The sequence below is a fragment of the Variovorax sp. 01N429 genome (genome assembly GCF_056399425.1).
The window spans coordinates 1-357 of sequence record NZ_JBFTRG010000258.1; the positions used below are offsets into that span (position 1 = coordinate 1).

The 357-nt window shown below is 77.0% G+C and carries 1 protein-coding gene; it reads left to right on the forward strand.

The annotated features are described in order from the left end of the window. On the forward strand, positions 1-357 hold a 357-nt coding region (locus AC1DSF_RS31515; RefSeq protein ID WP_478184234.1), incomplete at both ends, for a beta-N-acetylhexosaminidase family protein.

A 357-nucleotide genomic window follows, 5' to 3' on the forward strand; every position in this document is an offset into this window, starting at 1 on the left:
TGCCGTCGCTGCACGCCTCCATCCTGCTCGCCGTGCTCCTGCTCGCGGCGGCCGGAACGGTGGCCTGCTCGTCGTCCGAGCCGGGGGCGCCCCCGTCCACCCCTGCCGAGCCGGGCAAGGAGCAATCGAACGTGTCCTCCACCGCCGGATATTCCGCGCTCGTCCCGGTGCCCGTGCGGGCCGCGGCCACGCCCGGGGTCGCCTGGGTGCTCGCACCCGACACCCGCATCCACACCGCCCCAGGATCCGCGGAAGCGGCCGGCGTGGGGGAGTTCCTGGCCGGACTGCTGCGCCGCGCCACCGGCTTCCCGCTGCCCGTCGAGGCCTCCGGCGCGCCCGCCGGGATCACCCTCGCGC